The sequence below is a fragment of the Actinomycetospora sp. 2LY8.5 genome (genome assembly GCF_057180585.1).
The window spans coordinates 1-15236 of record NZ_JBXUHE010000041.1 but is presented as its reverse complement, the minus strand read 5'-3'; the positions used below and the strand labels follow the sequence as shown (position 1 = coordinate 15236).

Below are 15236 nucleotides of genomic sequence, written 5' to 3'. Positions count from 1 at the left end.
GACCTCCTCGATCCTCGACGGACAGCCCGCCGGCGTCCGCGCCGCCGGGCGAATCGTCCTTCCACACCGTCGAGGTCGCCGTCTGCGGTCCCCTCGGCGTTGCGCTGACGCCCCGGTGCGGGGCGGTCGAGACGCTGTCCGATGCCGCCGAGCCGGGCGCCACCCGTTCCGGGTGATTCGAGAAAGCCGACCGCCAGATCGTCGCCTGATCAATGGACGGGGCATTCGGCTCAACGAGATCGTCTGAGATCGGGCTGTGCCTCGCCGAATCACCCACCATGATGGATCTATGCTCCAGCAGCGGGGCTCACGGACGCCGATCCCGCGGGCGAAGATCGCCATTCCTCGTGTTCCGTCCATCGGTCTTCCTCGCACCCGGCTCCTGACGTCTCTACCCGGTGTCGGCCAGCAGGCCCGATCGGCGCCCGACGAATCGCCGATGGTCGTCGAGGTGTGTGCCCCCGCCGGGTATGGCAAGTCCACACTGCTCGCCCAGTACGCGCGTGCGCTGCGTGACACCGGACAGCTCGTCGCGTGGGTCTCGTGCGACCGCCACGACGCGGACCTGCCGCGGTGGTGGACCGCCGTGCTCGCCGCGCTCGGAACTGCCGCCCACCGCCACCACCGTGACCTCGACGAGGCGGATCGCCCGAACGTCTTCGAGACGCTCGAGCCGCCCCGGACCGCCGAGCCGGCGTTCATGGCAGAGGTCGTCGAGGCCGTCGACGACCTCGAGATCGCGATCACCCTGGTCCTCGACGATCTGCACGAGCTTCCCGACGGTGAAGCGCAAGCCACGCTGGCGGATCTGCTCGAGTCGCTGCCGACCAACCTCCGCGTGGTCCTCGGCACGCGTCGAGACCTCGGGCGGCCGCTGCACCGACTCAAGCTCGACGGCCGGCTGATCGAGATTCGAGCCGAGGCCCTGCGTTTCGATCCCGCCGAGATGCGGGCGGTGGTCGAACGTCAGGGCATCGCGCTCTGCGACGACGTCCTGTTCACGCTGTGGCAGCGGACCGAGGGCTGGCCGGCCGCCACCCGCCTGGCGATCATCGCGCTGGGCGAGCAGGACTCCCCCGCGGAGTTCGTGGCGCGGTTCGCCGGGGACGACCGCGGGGTCGCCGACTACCTCGTCGCCGAGATCCTGCAGCGGCTCCCCGACGACGTGGTCCGGTTCCTGCTCGATGTCTGCGTGGCCGAGGAGCTCTCCGCCGAGCTCGCCGTCCGGCTCTCCGGGCGTACCGACGCCGGCGCGGTTCTGGAGCGTCTCGAACACGCCAACGCCCTGGTGCAGCGCCTCGGTGGGGCCGGGGACTGGTATCGCCTCCACTCCCTGCTGCGCACCTACCTCCAGGCCGAGCTGCGACGCCGGGACCTGCTCGCCGTGCGGGGCCGGCACCAGCAGGCCGCCGCATGGTTCGCCGACGCCGGCGACCCGGGCTCGGCGCTGGAGCACGCCGTCGCCGCAGCGGCCGACGACCAGGTCGCCCCGCTCCTCACACGCCACGGCCTGCAACTGTTGCTCACCGGGGGTGGGCACCGGCTCCGCGGGCTCCTCGCTCGATGCTCGCCGACCGTGCTCGCCGACCTCGAGGTCCTGCTCATCGTCGCGATCGTCGCTCTCGAGGACGGCGACCTCGTCGGCGGCGACCAGGCTCTGGCCCGCTTCCGTGCGGCGAGCCCGGAGGCACTGACCGGCCGCACACGACAACTGCTCGAGCTCGCCGAAACCAGCCGTGCCCGCCTGCACGGCGACATTCCGGGTGCCATCCAGGCCTCGGCCGCGGTCGGGCTGAGCAGCGTGTCCGCCGAGCCCGGCGGGGTCTATCTCGAGCTGCTCATGCTCGCCAACCGGGCTGCGGTCCGCATCGCGGCCGGCCACTACGGCGACGCCCGCGAGGACCTCGAGGCCGCGCTCGCCCTGGCTCGGCACCAGGGTCTCGATCATCTCGCGCTCGACTGCCTCAACCAGCTCGCCGGCTCCGCGGCGGGCCTCAGCGAGATCGGCTCCTCCCGCGCCTGGGCCGAGCAGGCCATCGCCTTCGCCCGCGAGCGCGGGTGGGGGTCGTCGCCGCGCCTGGCCTACGCGCACATGCTCGCCGCATGGTCCGCCCACCTCATGCTCGACGTCGAGGACGCCGCTCAGCAGGCGGCCGTCTCGCTGGCTCTGCTGCAGGGAGGCGGAGTGTCGCCCGAGGTCGAGGCCGTCGCCCGCTCGGGCGAGGCCGTGATCGCCTTCGATCGCCTGCCCGAACGCGCGCAGGCCCTCCGCCGGCTGCGGTGGCTCTGGGACGACATCCCCGAGGGCGGGCAGCCGTCCCCAGGCCTCGTCGCTTTCGCCGCGCTCGGGGAGGTCCGCATGTCCCTCGAGCTCGGCGAGCGCGACCACGCCGCCGCGGTCGTCCGCCGGGTGGACGCCGCCCTTCCCGACCACGGTGACGCCGCGGTCCTGTCCGCGCTCACCATGATCGAGAGCCGGCCGCCACGAGCCGCCGCCGCCATCGCCCCCGTGCTCTCGGGCGAGCGGCCTGCTCTGGTCGTGACGACACGCATCACCGCCTGGCTGATGGAGGCCCTTCTGGCCACCGAGGCGAAGCGGCCCGACGCGGCTCATCGGGCCCTGCTCGCGGCGCTCGACGAGGGCGAGCGCACCGGGGTGAAGCGGGCGTTCTACGACATGGGCACACCCGTCCGCGACCTGCTCGTCGCGCTCATCGGCCGCGCCGGCCGGCGAGAGCACTTCCTCAACGAGGTGCTCGTCGCGTGGCACGCCGCCCGCCAGTGGCAGCTGCGCACCGCCACCGATGCATCGGTGGAGCGGGCCCTCACGCGCCCGGCCGAGCTCGTCGCGCCGCTGACCGGGCGAGAGATCGAACTGCTCCGCGACCTCCCGTCGATGCTCACCACCGAGGGCATCGCCGAGCAGCACACCCTGAGCGTGAACACCGTCAAGAGCCACCTGCGCTCGCTCTATCGCAAGCTCGGAGTCAACACCCGCCGCGACGCCGTCCTCACGGCCCGGAGGATGAGCCTGCTCTGAGCCGTCTCACCCGAGAAGGGCGACGTGCGGTGCCGCCAGTCCTGCCCAGACTGGCCGGACACCGCCGGACCGCGGGAGGAGGCCCGATGCGCTACGAGTTCACCGTCGTCCAACGGATGTCCGAGACCGCGCTCGCCGCGTTTCCCGAGCTCGAGCGCTCCTCGGCCCCCAGCCTCGGCACGACGCTCTTCGGGCCGGTGACCGACCGGGCCCACATCGACGGGCTCCTGGCCCGCTTCAGCGACCTCGGGCTCGAGGTCGTCGACATGCACCGGCTGCCCGACTGAGCCGTCCCTTGGTGCATCCGGGTCACCGCCCAGGCCGTCGCCGCCCTCTCGGTGATCGTCGTCGGGCGGACGAGCCGGGGGGTCGCGTCGGGTGCTGCGGATGAGGTGGCGAGGTCAGGTCGCGGGCAGGGCGTCGCGGAGGAAGTCGATCGAGAGCTTTCTCGCCACGTTCGCGGCCTCGGTGGTGCGGAGGCTGTCGAGGAGCAGGAAGTCGTGGACCATTCCCAGCACGCGCAGGGAGGTGACGTCGTTGCCGGCCTCGCGCAGCTTGTTGGCGTACTTCACGCCCTCGTCGCGCAGGACGTCGGCCGTAGTAGGCCTCACCGAGGGCGGCCGCCGCCCGCACCGGCTCGCCGACGAACCCCAGGGCCGTCGACAGGACGACGAGGTCGTCACCGATCAGGAGCTCGTGCGGGCGGTCGGGACGCAGGACACCGGCCTCCTCGACCAGGGCGGCGAACCGAGCGGTCGTCCTGCGGCCTCACGGCCCCCAGGTCCGCAGCCAGACGGTGTGGGACGAGCGGCGCAGTTCGGCGAGCGCCTCCTCGGGGACCGGGGCCTCGGTGTCGGTCAGGACGTAGCCGCGCTCGCCGCGCGTGGACAGGGCCTGGCTCACCAGGTTCACGCCGCTGTCGAGCAGGAGCTGGTTGATCCCGGCCAGGACGCCCGGGCTGTTCGTGTGCAGGTAGCCCATCCGGAAGGAGCTCGGTGCCGTGGGCAGTGCGACCTCTGGGAGGTTCACCGACAGGGCGGTGACACCGGTGGCGACGAAGCTCAGCAGCTTCGTGGAGACGAAGTTTCCGATCTCCTCCTGCGCCTCCTGGGTGGAGCCGCCGACGTGCGGGGTGAGGATGACGTTGTCGAGCCCGCGCAGCGGGGACTCGAAGGTGTCGCCCTGCGCCTTGGGCTCGATCGGGAAGACGTCGATCGCGGCGCCGGCGAGATGGCCGGACAGGATGTTCTCCCGCAGCGCGTCGTCGTCGATCACCATCCCGCGCGAGGCGTTGATGAAGATCGAGCGCGGCTTCATCAGCGCGAACTGCTCGGCACCGAAGAGCCCTGCGTTCCCGGGCCTGCCGTCGACGTGCAGGCTCACGACGTCGGCCTCGCCCAGCAGCTGCTCGAGCGAGTCGACGCGCCGGGCGTTGCCGTGGGCCAGGCGGTCGGCGGTGTCGTAGAAGATCACACGCAGGCCCACCGCCTCGGCGATGTTGGACAGCTGGGTGCCGATGTTGCCGTAGCCGACGATGCCCAGGGTCCGCCCGCGGAACTCGTGGCTGCCGCGGGCCGACTTGTCCCAGATGCCCTCGTGCATCCGCTGGGTCTTCTCCGGCAGCCGGCGGACCAGCGCGATGATCTCGCCGAGCACCAGCTCGACGACGCTGCGCGTGTTCGAGAACGGCGCGTTGAACACCGCGACGCCGCGCTCGGTCGCGGCGGGGAGGTCGACCTGGTTGGTGCCGATACAGAAGCACCCCACCGCGAGGAGGTCCTTGCCGGCCTCGAGCACCTCGGGCGTGATCGTGGTGTTGGACCGGATCCCCAGCAGGGAGACCCCCGACAGCGCGTCGGCGAGCTCGGGTCCGCTCATCGAAGCCGAGCGCAGGTCGACCTCGACACCCTCGGCGCGGAACGCCTCGGCGGCGGCCGGATGGATGTTCTCCAGGAGCAGGGCCTTCACGCCGGGGAAGCGTAGGCGCCCGGCGCCTCACCCGTGCGCGGCGACCTCGCCCATCGCGGTCCCGATCGGGTCCGGCTCGGCGACGAGCTGCGCCCATCCGTGCCGGGTGGGCGTGCGGGTCACCGGCCAGCGCTCCGGGCCCGGCTCGGGGAGCCCGACCTCCAGCCGATAGCGCACCGGGGTCGGCGGGGGAGCCGCGTAGTGCCGGTAGTTCAACTCGAACGACGGGTGGAAGGCGCGCCACCGCGCGATCGAGGCGTCGACACGGCCCGGGTCCGAGAGCACCGGGTCGACCACGGTGCAGCCCCGGTCCTGGCAGTAGAAGGCGAGCGAGCCGATCTCGTTGCTCAGCACGACCCCGTCGGTGGGCAGGTCGCGGGCGATCGCGGCGTACTCGGCGGCGGTCGCCATGTTCTGCCGCATCGGCGCGAGACCGTCGGACCACAGAGTGCCGTGGACCACCGAGCCCGCGACGCACCCGGCCACGAGGAGGCCCGGCACCACCGCCGCGATCGGCGGGGACTGCGCGACGACCAGGACGAGCGCCAGTCCGAGGCCGGCCACCGCCGGCGTCAGGTAGTACTCGATCGGTGGGGTCTCGGTGCTCGCCAGCGCCCCGAGGTGCGCCGCGCCGCCGAGCCCGAGAGCGACCGGCGGCCACCGGCGGCGGTGCACGGCGATCACCACGGACAGGACGCCCAGCGCGAGGGTCACGGCGACGGCGATCGCCGCCCATCCGAACCGCGGCCACCAGTAGCCCGGCATCGTCAGGGTCCAGCCGCTCCAGGCGCCGTGCGCCCACTTCACCGCGACCGAGTGCGCCCACGCCGACCCGAAGTGCCACCACGAGAAGAGCACCCAGGGCAGGGCGACCAGCGCGCCGAGCGGCAGGGCCAGGAACAGCCGGCGGTGCGCCGCGACGCCGAGGAAACCGACGGCGACCACGGCGGAGATGACCAGATCCGGGCGGGCGAGGAACGAGGCCCCGACGAGGACGCCCGTCACCACCCAGCGTCCCTCGCTGCCGTAGCGCAGCACCCCCACGAGCACGGCCGCGCACAGGAACGACTCGAGTCCGACCGCCGAGGTGAGCACCGGTGACGTCGCGAGCAGCGCCGGCCCGAGCAGCCCCGCCGTCGGCCCGCCCAGCCGGTGCAGCCACGTCGCGGTGACCGCGAGGCACAGGCACAGCAGCAGCCCGGCCGCGACGACGGCGCGGTGCCCGGTGAGCAGGTGCAGGCCGGCGAGCAGGCCGATGTTGAGCGGCGAGGTCGCGGTGTTCGACTCGATGCCCGACGTGAGCGCCCACTGGCCGTGCTCGGCGAGGTTCCGCGCGAACGACAGGGAGATGAGCGCGTCGTCGGGCATCGCGTGCCGGGCGACGAGGAAGAGCACCGCGCCGAGCAGCGCGCCCCACGCCGCGGGCCACGCACGGACGAGCCGGCTCACGACCCCCGGACCCGCGCGAAGGCGGCCACGTCGGGGGCCGGGCGCTTCTCCCAGTCCGACTCGAGGACGTCGACGAGCCACGCGTCGGTCGCGACGATCGGCAGGATCCCGAGCCAGGTGTCGGTCATCCGCTCGAAGTGCGTGGGCGACCCGATGACGGTCTCGGCGAACGAGCGGTGGCCGCAGGAGGCGGCGACCACGAGCCTGCTCACCCGGTCGGGGTCGGTCGCGGGGCGCAGGAGGCCCTGCTCGAGCGCGGCGCGCAGCTGCGCGGCGGTCGAGCGCGCCCAGTCGCCGTACCAGGCGCGGTGCAGCTCGGCGAGGTGCGCCGTGCCCGACATCGCCCGGCTCCCGCCCCGCACCACGACGTCGTGGGTCCACCGGCTGACGTAGGCGTCGGTCTCGACCAGGAGCGTGCGCAGCGGGTCGAGCCCGCGCGCCGCGATCGTCGCGCGGACCTGCTCCCACGAGTCGACGACCTCCGTCACGAGGTCGATCGCCATCTGCTCCTTGGAGCGGAAGTGGAAGTACATGGCGCCCTTGGTGCGCCCGGACGCCGCGAGGATGTCCGAGAGGGAGGCGGCGTCGTACCCGCGCTCGTCGAACGCGCGCGCCGCCTCGAGCAGCAGGGTGTGGCGGGTGGCGCGGCCCCGCTTCTGGGGAGACGACCCCGCGTCGGACCAGCCGACGACGGGGACGTCCCACCAGTTCGTGACTGTCGCGCTCACGGCACTCACCTCCCCGTGGCCTGGTCGGTGAAGCCACTGGAATCGAGTCACGTTAGCGCCTGTGCAACGGGCTACAACAAGTTGCGGTACGCCTGGTCGGCCGCCCGCAGCCGGGTGTCGGCGCCGAGGTAGACGTGCTTGGACATGTCCGGCGAGTACCGGCTCGCCGGCGGGGTGCGCCCCAGCGTCTCGGCCATCGCCCGCAGGTGGTGCGGGGCGGCGCCGCAGCACAGGCCGAAGTAGCGCACGCCCGCGGCGCGCGCCCGGCGGGTGAAGTCGGCGATCTCGTAGCGGTGGCACGTGAACGGGTCGAGCGCGGTCGGGAAGGGCAGGTCCTCGGGCAGCGGCGTCGGACCCGGGTCCCGCAGCGCGTGGAACGTCGGCTGCTCCGGCGTCGTGCGGTAGGGCACCGGCAGGGCGGCCACCGGGACGTCCACCGCGGCCGCGATCGGCCCCAGCAGCGGCAGCATCGTGGCCGGGCCGCGCACGCAGTTGAGTCCGACGACGTCGGCGCCGAGCCCGGCGAGCTCGCGGCACGCCTCGGTGATGTCCACGCCGTCGCGGGTCACCGGCTCGGCGCCGGCCACGAGCAGGATCACCGAGGGCAGGTCCGCGGCGCGGATCACCTCGAGGGCGAGGCGGGCCTCCCCGAGATAGCGGAACGTCTCACCGATGACGAAGTCGGCGCCGGCCTCCGCAGCCCAGCCCACCTGCTCGGTGAACATCTCGCGCACCGCGGCGTGCGTCGCCGGGTCGGCCGGGTCGTACACGCCGGTGTTGCAGATGTTGCCCGCCAGCAGCGTGCCCGTGGTGTCGGCGACCCCGCGGGCGATCTCGAGCGCCTGCCGGTTGAGCGGTTCGAGGATCCCGTCCTTGCCGATCACGCGCAGCTTCTCGCGGTGCGCGTAGTACGTGAACGCCTCGACGACGTCGGACCCGGCGTGCACGAACTGCCGGTGCAGCGCCGCGACCTCCTCGGGATGCTCCAGGACCACCTCCGGCACGAACGCCCCGGCCTGCAGGTAGCCGCGCCGCTCGAGCTCGAACAGATAGCCCTCGCCGCACACGACGGGTCCGGCCGCGAGTCGCTCGCGCAGACGGTCGCGGGAGTACGCCGGCAGCGGCTGCGGACTGGTCATGGCGGCCTCGCTCTCGTGACGGACATCACCAGGATCACGGCTGGCCGTGGAGTCGACCTCGCTCCATCGATGCGATCCGCCACTGATCCCAGAAGGCCGGCCTTATGGGGCTGGGGCTCTCCCTCGCGCCGCCAGGTCGCGAACCGCGCCGACCCCTGCGCCGACTCCTGCGCCGACTCCTGCGCCGACTCCTGCGCAGGCGGCTGATCAGTCCGCGACCAGCGCTCCGCCACCGTCCCTCGACGCCGAGGGTCGGTGGCGGACCTCGCTCGGGGTGAGGCCCCGGTGGCGTCGGAAGGCGGCGCTGAAGCTGAAGGGGTTCGCGTAGCCGACACGGCGGGCGACGGCGGCGACGGTGACGTCGGGTTCGGTGATCAGCACGCGTTCGGCGACGTCGAGGCGGTGCTCGCGGACGTAGGACAGCGGCGAGGTGCCGACGGCCTCGCGGAACCGGCGGGCGAACGCCGCGCGGCCCACGCCCGTGTGGCGCGCGAGACCCTCGACGGTCCAGGCCCGCGCGGGGTCCTCGTGGACGGCGGCCAGGGCCGCGGACACGTCGGGGTCGGTGACCGTCCCGGCCGGTGCCGCCGCGGTGAGCACGTCGCGCACGGTGCAGGTGACCAGCCAGTCCAGCAGGCGCACGGAGACGACGTCGCTGTCGGGGGAGGCGCAGAACTGGTCGGCGAGCCGCTCGATCAGCAGGCGGCAGAACTCGGAGTCCGCGGAGACCACGACGTCGTCGGGTAGCGCGAGCATGCGGTTGCCGGTGCCGTGCAGGGCGAACCGGGTGACCAGCAGCGCCGTGTCCTCGTCCAGGCCGTCGGCGGGGAGGTCGCCGCGGCCGCGGGTCAGGACGGCGTCCCCGGGGGTGAGCGTCGTGCCCAGCAGGCGGACCCGCCCGCGGGCGACCGCGACCAGGCCCCATCGGTGGCCGCTCGCGACGAACGCCGGCCCCTTCCCGAGCTGCTCGACGGCGAACTCCGGCTCGCCGACGTGGACCGGGCCGAGCAGTCCGTCGACGGTCTCCACGCGCTCGAGGTTAGACGCTCGCGTAGGTGCCGTGGAGCCGCGCGGATGGGCATTCGCCCTCGGATCCGGACACCGTGGACGGCGTGGCCGAGGATGTCACCGTGCTGGCGGAAACGGCAGGTCGGGCCGCCGGACCGCCGCGGTGCCGCGCTGCCGCCGGGCCCGAGCGGCCCGTTCGTCGACACGCGCCCGGTACCTGGAACCGACCCCGGAACGGGAGGACCCGATGTTCACCGACGTCGACCGTGCCCTGCTCGACCGTCCGCTGCACGGGTTGCTGACGATCCCGCCCGGCCGTGAGCGCCTTCCGGCGCCCCGCCCGGTGTGGTTCGAGAGGACGCCCGAGGACGACCTGCAGCTGTTCTCGATGGCGGACGCGCTCAAGGTCCGCCGCCTGGCGGCCGACCCGCGGGCCTCGCTCGTCGTCGTCGCCCCGGCGACCGAGACGGAGGCCTGGGTCTCGGTCGAGGCGGACGTGACCGTGCACGAGTACGGCGCGGCCGACCTCGCCCTGCGGCTCGCCGAGCGCTACTGGGACGACCTCACGACGCCCGAGCACCGCGAGCTGGTCGAGCTGTACGCGAAGGAGGAGAACCTGCGCCGGATCGTGCTGCACCCGCGGCGGGTGACGCGCATGTCCCTGTGAATCAGCTCGGGTCCACCGACGTGGTGCCACCGTCGATGGTGATCGTCGAGCCGTGGACGTGGGACGAGCCGTCGCCGGCGAGCCGGCCGATGTCGCTCGGTCGCCATGCCGAAGCCGATGCGGCGGCGCCGGTCACGACCGCCGTCCTCGAGGGCGGCCTGCTGTCCTGAGTCCGTCGCGTGACGTCCGGATCATCCGTTTCCTGGAAAGGTGGACGTGGGCAGGCGCGGCACCGGCCGCGTCCCGACGGAGGGACGGCGCGATGGGTGAGGTCAAGGTCGAGCACGAGTTGACGTTGTCGCGCGAGGAGGTCGCGGACTGGCTCGCCGACCTCGCCGACGCCATCCGCGAGGGCGGGTCGGCGGAGCTGTCGCTGTCCGGCCCGGTGCTGACGCTGCCGCTCGCCGACGACATCGACGTCGAGATCGAGGTGGAGATCGACGGCGACGAGGTGGAGCTCGAGCTCGAGCTGTCGTGGTCGACCCGCGGCAAGGCGAAGGACGAGGACGGCGAGGACGGCGAGGAGGACGACGGCGAGGACGACGGGGGAGACGTCGTCGATGAGGTGGTCTCCACGGCGACCGACACGGCGACCGACACGGCGACCGACACGGCGACCGACACGGTGGCGGACACCGCCGATGCGGCGACCGACACGGCGACCGAGACGACTGGGGCCGTGACGTCGACCGTGAAGCCCGCGACGAAGCCCGCCACGAAGGCGCCGGCCAGGACCACCAAGGCCGCGTCGAAGGCACCGGCGAAGACCGCGAAGGCGGCGGGCTCCCCGTCGACCGGCGACTGAGGTCAGCCCGAGCCGGCGATGTTCACCAGCCAGCGGATGCCGAACCGGTCGGTGCAGTCGCCGTAGAGGTCGCCCCACATCTGCTTCTCCAGCGGTGTCCCGACCGTGCCGCTCGCGGACAGCTTCTCGAACCATCCGCGCAGCGTCGGCTCGTCGTCGCCGGAGAGCGAGATCGTGATGTCGTTGCCGCGCTGCCGCGTCTCCCCGGGCGGCATGTCCGAGACCATCAGCGTGATGCCGCTGTCGGTCTCGAGCTGGCCGTGCATGACCTTGTCCGCGTCCGGACCCTCCATGCCCATCTGCGCGAGCGTCGTGACGTTGGTGGTGCCGCCGAGGACCTCGGCGTAGAAGGCGATGGCGTCCACCGCCTCGCCGTCGAAGTGCAGGTACGGGTTCAGCGTGACGCCCATGTGATGCTCCGTGGATCGACGAGTCGGGCCCCGACGGGCGTGAAGCTAGACCCCGGTACCGACGCGCGGAAGCCACCTGACGGGCCCTCTCCGGCTCACGACGAGACGAACCGGGCCGCCGCGGGCGCGAAGGCCGTGGTCACCGGACCGGGCCACGACACCGCCTCGGGGCCGGGACGCGAGCCGGTGGCGCCGGCCTGGACCGCGTGACGGTCAGGGTGCCTGACCCCGCGTGGTGGGGCGATACGTGCCGAAGCTCCACACGTTGTCCTCGGCGTCGACCGTGGCGTACTCCCGCGAGCCGTAGTCCTGGTCGGTCAGACCCTGGATGATCGTGACCCCGGCGGCGACCGCTCGGCCGTGGTGGGAGTCCACGTCGTCGACGGCGACGTAGATGACGGCCCGCCCCGTGGCGAAACGGTCGCCCTCACGGTGGGCCCCGACCAGCACGGCGCCGCCGTTCTGGACGAGCTCGGCGTGCTGGATCGTGCCGGTGTCGTCGCGGTGGGCGGCGGCGACGGTGAAGCCGAGCGCGTCGCGGAGGAAGGCGATCGCGGCGGCGGGGTCGCGGTAGCGCAGGGTGGGGTAGACGCTCATGGCGGCGAGGTTAGGAGCGTGCCGCCGCCCGAGTCTTGGACGTCCGGGAACCCGTCCAGCCGTTCCCGCACGTAGCGGGTCGGCGTGCACCCGGCGAGGTCGCGGAACTCGCGGACGAGGTGCGAGTGGTCGGCGAAGCCGCAGGCGGCGGCGACGTCGGCGATGCCGCCCCCGTCCCCGGCGGCGAGCAGCATCGCGGCCTGCCGGAAGCGCAGCACGCGCCCGGCGGTCGTCGGCGCGAGCCCGACCTGACCCCGGAAGCGGGTGAGCAGGTGCCGGCGGCTCCAGCCGGTCTCCTCGGCGAGCGTCGACACCGCCACCCGCCCGCGCGCCCGCGTCAGCCGCCGCCAGGCGTGGGCGACCTCGGGATCGGGGCGGGTGCGCGACCGGTCGAGGAGACCGGCGAGCGTCGCGTCGACCAGCGCGCGGCGGTCCGCCCACGTGGGCGTGTGCGCGAGACGCTCGGGCAGGGCGGCGAGGGCCGGCACGTCGAGGGTGTCGAGCGGCGTGACGGCGTTGGTCAGCGTCGACGTCGGCCGGTCGAGCAACCGCAGGACGCCGAGCGGGGTGAGGTCGACCTGGATGCCCTGCTGGTGGCCGGCGAACGCCGTGAGGACCGCTTCGTCGTGCATGCCCGCGAGGAACGCCGCGGCGCGGGTCCGGCCACCGGGGCCGGCCGTCTCCAGTGGATCGGCCCAGGAGAGGATCAACGTGCAGGCGCCGTGGGGCGCCTCGCGGCGGCGCAGCGGCGCCGACGGGGAGACCTCGTCGTAGGCCTGATAGCGGAGCACCGGGCCCGCCAGCGCCCGATCCCGGTGCAGAGCAGGGGTGGGGGCCACGTTGGCAGCCTGCCAAAAGGGGCGCGGAGCGGATACCGTCCGGCCCGTGACGGCACGTAACAGGACGGACACGGACACGCAGCGCAGCGGAGCGGGACCGTCGACGCGGCGCGTGGTGGTCGTGGGCGCGGGCTTCGGCGGGATCGCCGCGGCCATCGAGCTGCGCAGCCACGGGATCACCGACGTGGTGATCCTCGACAGTGCGCCCGAGGTCGGCGGCACCTGGTACTACAACAACTACCCGGGTTCGGCCTGCGACGTCCCGAGCCACCTGTACTCGTTCTCGTTCGCCCAGCGCAGCGACTGGTCGCGGCTCTGCTCGCCGCAGCCGGAGATCCTCTCCTACCTCCAGGGCGTCGCCAAGGAGTACGGGCTGGGGGAGGCCTTCGTGCCCTCGGTGCGCGTCTCGGCCGTCCGGCTCGACGAGACCACGATGACGTGGACCGTCGGCGCCGAGGACGGCCGGAGCTGGCATGCCGACGCCGTCGTCCTGGCGACCGGCCAGCTGAACACCCCGGCGATCCCGTCGATCCCGGGTGCCGACGACTTCGCCGGCCCCCAGATGCACTCCGCGCGCTGGGACCACGACGTCGCCCTGGACGGCAAGCGCGTCGCCGTGGTGGGCACCGGGGCGAGCGCGGTGCAGTTCGTGCCGGCGATCGCGCCCGAGGTCGGGAAGATGACGATCTTCCAGCGCAGCGGCAACTGGTTCTTCCCACGCAGGAACCGGTACTACCCGCCGGTGCTGCGGCAGCTGTTCCGCGTCTTCCCGGGCGTCGTGCGCGCCCGGCGCTTCGTCCTCAAGGGCTACCTCGAGTCCCTGACGATCATGATCCGGCACCCGAACACGGTCGGGCGCCTCGGGCGGCTCTACTCGACGCTGTTCATGCGCCGCCAGCTGCGCGACCCGGAGGTGCGACGCAAGGCCTGGCCGGACTACACGTTCGGGTGCAAGCGCATCCTGTTCAGCTCGCACTACCTGCCTGCGCTGGAGCGCGAGAACGTCGAGCTCGTCACCGACCGGGTCACCGGCATCGAGGCGGACGGCGTGCGCACCGAGGACGGCCGCCACCACCCCGCCGACGTCCTGATCTGGGGCACCGGGTTCAAGACGACCGAGTTCATGTTCCCCATGGCCGTCGTCGGCCGGGAGGGGCGGACGCTGCAGGAGGAGTGGGGCGACGGCGCCCACGCCCACCTGGGGATGACCGTGCCGGGGTTCCCGTCGCTGTTCGTCCTCTACGGGCCGAACACCAACACCTCGGGCGGCTCGATCATCGTGTTCCTCGAGGCGCAGGTCGCCTACGTGCGACAGGCCCTCGAGGAGACCGTGCGGCGGGAGGCGGCGGCGCTGGAGGTGCGGCGTGACGTGGAGCAGGCGTTCGACCGGAGCCTGCAGGCCGAGTTCGAGGGCACGGCCTGGACGCAGTGCGACTCCTGGTATCGCGACGAGTCCGGCCGCATCGTCGCCAACTGGCCGAAGTACATGGAGCAGTACGTCCGTGCGGTGTCCCAGCTCGACCCCACGGAGTACGACTTCCACCCCACCCGGAAGTAGTCGCATCTGCTGGGCGATCTCCTGGCCGCGACCGACCGGTCCACAGCCCTTGTCCACACTGGGGACGAACTACACCGGTGTCATTTCCGGTGGTCAGGGACGCGGTGTCTAGGGTCGGGGCATGTTGCGCCGTGCCGAGATCGAGCTCAAGACCTCCGGCGAGGTGGACGCCATGCGGGAGGCGGGCCGGGTGGTCGCCCGCTGCCTCGACGCCGTCCGCGCCGCCGCGGCCCCGGGCGTGTCGCTGAAGGAGCTCGACGGCGTCGCCCACGACGTCATGACCGACGCCGGCGCCGTGCCCGCGTTCCTCGACTACCACCCGCACTTCGCGCCGTCGCCGTTCCCGGGCGTCATCTGCGCGAGCGTGAACGACGCGGTGGTGCACGCGATCCCCGGGCCGTACCGGCTCGCCGAGGGCGACCTGCTGAGCATCGACTGCGGCGCGTTCCTCGACGGGTGGTGCGGCGACGCGGCGTTCAGCGCCGTCGTCGGTGCCGAGCCCGACCCGGCGGATCTGGACCTGATCGCCACCACCGAGCGCTCGCTGGAGGCCGGAATCGCCACCGCGCGGCCGGGCGCACGGCTCGGCGACCTGGGTGCCGCGATCAGTGGCGTCGCGCGGGCGGCGGGGTACGGAATGCTCGCCGACCACGGCGGCCACGGGATCGGGCGCGCCATGCACGAGTCGCCGCACGTGCCGAACGAGGGCCGCGCCGGGCGGGGCATGAAGCTGCGGGCCGGCATGGTCATCGCGATCGAGCCGATGCTGCACGCCGGCGGCGGTGACGACTACGTCCACGACGACGACGGGTGGACCCTGCGGACCGCCGACGGCAGCCGCGCGGCGCACGCCGAGCACACCGTCGCGATCACCGAGGACGGCCCGCGGATCCTCACGCTGCCCTAGACGAGTAAGTCCGAACCCGATCAGTGGTCGTAGGCGATCAGTGATCGGGTCAGGGGCTGGCCGGTGGCTCGGTTGTGCCAGATGGCGGCGGTCATGGCCAGGAGGCGTTGGGCGACGCGTG

Annotated in this window: 16 protein-coding genes and 1 pseudogene; 7 read left to right on the top strand and 10 right to left on the bottom strand. The window is 73.0% G+C overall.

The features are described from left to right. Nucleotides 1-289 precede the first annotated feature (289 nt). A complete protein-coding gene (locus AC2A1K_RS29455; RefSeq protein WP_483899907.1) occupies nt 290-3040 on the top strand; it encodes a winged helix-turn-helix domain-containing protein in 2751 nt (916 codons plus the stop codon). 86 nt (nt 3041-3126) lie between these two features. After that, nucleotides 3127-3327 carry a hypothetical protein gene (locus AC2A1K_RS29450; protein WP_483899906.1) on the top strand — a complete coding sequence of 67 codons (201 nt, stop codon included), beginning with the start codon at nt 3127-3129 and terminating at the stop codon, nt 3325-3327. Between the two features lie 114 nt (nt 3328-3441). Here AC2A1K_RS29450 and AC2A1K_RS29445 read toward each other — a convergent pair whose 3' ends face one another. The 6 genes from AC2A1K_RS29445 to AC2A1K_RS29420 form a co-directional block, all read right to left on the bottom strand. Then, on the bottom strand, nt 3442-3651 hold the full coding sequence (locus AC2A1K_RS29445; RefSeq protein ID WP_483899905.1) for an alpha/beta hydrolase: 210 nt from the start codon (nt 3649-3651) through the stop codon (nt 3442-3444). Nucleotides 3652-3808: 157 nt separating this feature from the next. After that, nucleotides 3809-5008 carry a phosphoglycerate dehydrogenase gene (serA, locus tag AC2A1K_RS29440; RefSeq protein WP_483899904.1) on the bottom strand — a complete coding sequence of 400 codons (1200 nt, stop codon included), beginning with the start codon at nt 5006-5008 and terminating at the stop codon, nt 3809-3811. Nucleotides 5009-5035: 27 nt separating this feature from the next. Continuing rightward, a complete protein-coding gene (locus tag AC2A1K_RS29435; RefSeq protein ID WP_483899903.1) occupies nt 5036-6457 on the bottom strand; it encodes a hypothetical protein in 1422 nt (473 codons plus the stop codon). Beyond that, nucleotides 6454-7185, bottom strand: a complete 732-nt coding sequence (locus AC2A1K_RS29430; protein ID WP_483899902.1) for a TetR family transcriptional regulator — start codon at nt 7183-7185, stop codon at nt 6454-6456. Before AC2A1K_RS29430 ends, AC2A1K_RS29435 begins: the two co-directional genes overlap by 4 nt. Before the next feature lie 71 nt (nt 7186-7256). Continuing rightward, on the bottom strand, nt 7257-8324 hold the full coding sequence (locus AC2A1K_RS29425) for a homocysteine S-methyltransferase family protein (RefSeq protein ID WP_483899901.1): 1068 nt from the start codon (nt 8322-8324) through the stop codon (nt 7257-7259). Nucleotides 8325-8531: 207 nt separating this feature from the next. Then, nucleotides 8532-9353 (bottom strand): helix-turn-helix transcriptional regulator, encoded by an 822-nt coding sequence (locus tag AC2A1K_RS29420; RefSeq protein WP_483899900.1) that lies wholly within the window; start codon nt 9351-9353, stop codon nt 8532-8534. Between the two features lie 226 nt (nt 9354-9579). On the opposite strand from AC2A1K_RS29420, the gene AC2A1K_RS29415 reads away from it, so the two are divergent. The 3 genes from AC2A1K_RS29415 to AC2A1K_RS29405 all read left to right on the top strand — a co-directional run bounded on the left by AC2A1K_RS29415 (nt 9580) and on the right by AC2A1K_RS29405 (nt 10804). Then, nucleotides 9580-9999 carry a pyridoxamine 5'-phosphate oxidase family protein gene (locus tag AC2A1K_RS29415; protein ID WP_483899899.1) on the top strand — a complete coding sequence of 140 codons (420 nt, stop codon included), beginning with the start codon at nt 9580-9582 and terminating at the stop codon, nt 9997-9999. A gap of 35 nt (nt 10000-10034) precedes the next feature. Then, nucleotides 10035-10169, top strand: a complete 135-nt coding sequence (locus AC2A1K_RS29410; protein ID WP_483899898.1) for a hypothetical protein — start codon at nt 10035-10037, stop codon at nt 10167-10169. A 92-nt stretch (nt 10170-10261) separates the two neighbouring features. Beyond that, a complete protein-coding gene (locus tag AC2A1K_RS29405) occupies nt 10262-10804 on the top strand; it encodes an amphi-Trp domain-containing protein (protein ID WP_483899897.1) in 543 nt (180 codons plus the stop codon). A gap of 2 nt (nt 10805-10806) precedes the next feature. Here AC2A1K_RS29405 and AC2A1K_RS29400 read toward each other — a convergent pair whose 3' ends face one another. From AC2A1K_RS29400 to AC2A1K_RS29390, 3 genes are all read right to left on the bottom strand, one after another. Beyond that, nucleotides 10807-11214, bottom strand: a complete 408-nt coding sequence (locus tag AC2A1K_RS29400) for a VOC family protein (RefSeq protein WP_483899896.1) — start codon at nt 11212-11214, stop codon at nt 10807-10809. Between the two features lie 213 nt (nt 11215-11427). After that, the gene (locus AC2A1K_RS29395) at nt 11428-11811 is read right to left on the bottom strand and encodes a VOC family protein (protein WP_483899895.1); all 384 of its coding nucleotides are present in this window, start codon (nt 11809-11811) and stop codon (nt 11428-11430) included. Further along, entirely contained in the window at nt 11808-12650 is an 843-nt protein-coding gene (locus AC2A1K_RS29390) for a helix-turn-helix domain-containing protein (RefSeq protein ID WP_483899894.1), read from the bottom strand. Before AC2A1K_RS29390 ends, AC2A1K_RS29395 begins: the two co-directional genes overlap by 4 nt. Nucleotides 12651-12696: 46 nt before the next feature. Between AC2A1K_RS29390 and AC2A1K_RS29385 the strand changes: the two genes are divergently transcribed. Both AC2A1K_RS29385 and map read left to right on the top strand, forming a co-directional pair. Beyond that, nucleotides 12697-14208, top strand: coding sequence for a flavin-containing monooxygenase (locus tag AC2A1K_RS29385; protein ID WP_483899893.1), 1512 nt, complete (start codon nt 12697-12699; stop codon nt 14206-14208). Between the two features lie 121 nt (nt 14209-14329). Beyond that, nucleotides 14330-15115 carry a type I methionyl aminopeptidase gene (gene map, locus AC2A1K_RS29380; protein WP_483899892.1) on the top strand — a complete coding sequence of 262 codons (786 nt, stop codon included), beginning with the start codon at nt 14330-14332 and terminating at the stop codon, nt 15113-15115. 20 nt (nt 15116-15135) lie between these two features. Here map and AC2A1K_RS29375 read toward each other — a convergent pair. Next, nucleotides 15136-15236: pseudogene (locus tag AC2A1K_RS29375) on the bottom strand (IS982 family transposase); the annotation flags it as partial.